Origin of the sequence: Gordonia sp. UCD-TK1 (assembly GCF_001691435.1) — a bacterium.
GTDB lineage: Bacteria > Actinomycetota > Actinomycetes > Mycobacteriales > Mycobacteriaceae > Gordonia > Gordonia hongkongensis.
Genome location: NZ_LZMP01000067.1, coordinates 1 through 1,661, shown reverse-complemented (window position 1 = coordinate 1,661; position 1,661 = coordinate 1). Strand labels below are relative to the sequence as shown.

General features: G+C 64.5%; 1 protein-coding gene. It reads right to left on the bottom strand.

The features are described 5' to 3' along the window. Window positions 1-3 precede the first annotated feature (3 nt). Complete coding sequence (locus A9310_RS22270; RefSeq protein ID WP_065632432.1) at window positions 4-1,608, bottom strand: IS1182 family transposase; 1,605 nt, start codon at window positions 1,606-1,608, stop codon at window positions 4-6. Between the last annotated feature and the right edge of the window lie 53 nt (window positions 1,609-1,661).

Sequence of the window (1,661 nt, the reverse complement as noted above, 5' to 3'; positions counted from 1 at the left end):
GGTTCAGGCGGTGGCCAGTGTCCAGGTGCCGTTGGTGGTAGTCAGTCCGAGGGTGATCAGGCGGCGTAGGTTGATCGCGGCGGCGCGGTGGTGCAGCCAGTTGTTGTTGCGTTCGATTCCACGGTAGGGCACCCGCCGGTTACCGCGGGTGAGCCAGGCAATCGTCCGTTCGACCATGGGTCGATGCTGGCGGTAGGTGTCGGCAATAGTGTTGTCAGAGAAGTGTTGTCGGTGTTCGCGCTGGAGTTGGTGGTGTTCGCCGAAACTGATTTTGCGTCCACGAACCGCGGTGGTGCACCGTGCCCGAAGTGGGCAGTCTTGGCAGGCCGCACCGTAGGTGACGTGGCCTTTCGCGCTGACCGGYCGGGTCAGGTTGTTGGGGCAGGTCAATGTGTTCGCGTCGGCGTCGAAGGTGAAATCGTCGACGACGAAACCACCAGCAACCGCCGGCATGTGTGGCTTGGGTTTGATCACCGCGTTCCATCGTGTCCGCGCCAGCGTGGCCAGCATGTCACCGGAGGCATACGCTGAATCACCCAGCACCTCACGATCGTCGGCGTCGTCGGCGACGGTCGGATCGCTCAGCAACAACCGTGCCCCGACTGCTCCGTCGGAAGTGYCCGGACCAGCGGCTTTGGTCATCTCGATCGCGGTGACCAACCCGGTCTCCGGTTCATTGACGATGTGGCCCTTGAACCCGTCCTGCTGGCGTGCCCGGGTTTTGTGGGCGTGGCGGGTGTCGGTATCGACGGTGGAGATCACCCGGTCCGGGGCGGTCCGGGGCGCGATGCGCCAGCGTCCGTCGGTGCCATCAGAACCTGGTGCCGGTTCCACATCCTGGCCGGTCACCAATGCCAGCAATGCCACCGCCTGCGCCTGGGCCTGGTTACTCGGTTCCTTGTCGATGGCCTCGAGGTCCAGACCGTCGAGCACGGCCAACCCATCTTCGACAAGGGCGCTGATCAGGTCCTGTTGAGCACACTCATCATCCCAGGCGATCCGCGGCTTGCYGGGCCGGTCATAGCCGCCGCCGGTCAACGCGGCCAGACGAGTCGCGTGCTGCTCGACCACCACCGCACCACCGTCGACCTCTCGGGCGACCCGCCGGATCGCCGCGATCACCTGGGTGATGGCGTCCTGGCGGGCCACCGCGTCATCGAAGACCGTCGAATCCAGCGCTCGACGGCTCTTACCCGCGAGCACCCCGGTGGTGGTGATGACCTCGCGTACCACCTCGAAAATGCGGTGCGGCCGATCGCTGGCTGCCAGTCGCCGACGCCAGTACGTCAGAGTCGACGGATGAAAACCTTTGTTACCCAACACGAATCCACACGCCGCTTTCCACCGCAGATCGAAAGTGACCGCATCAGCGGCTTCGCGATCGGACAAACCCTGCAGCGTTTGCAGCACGATCACCGACGCCATCGTGGCCGGCGGGATCGACGGACGGCCCCGGCCGCTGGGAAACAGGTCCGCGAACATCTCCGCAGGGAACAACTGCTCGCGATGAGCAGCCAAAAACGCGAACACACTGCCCTCGGCCAGCAAATGCCCGACGACCGAGTTCACATCCAGAAACTCACCCTGACGATCCGGCTCACCCTGCATACCCACCAGGATCCCAGCCCACCAGGCAAACCCGCTCACCCCACACCGAAACG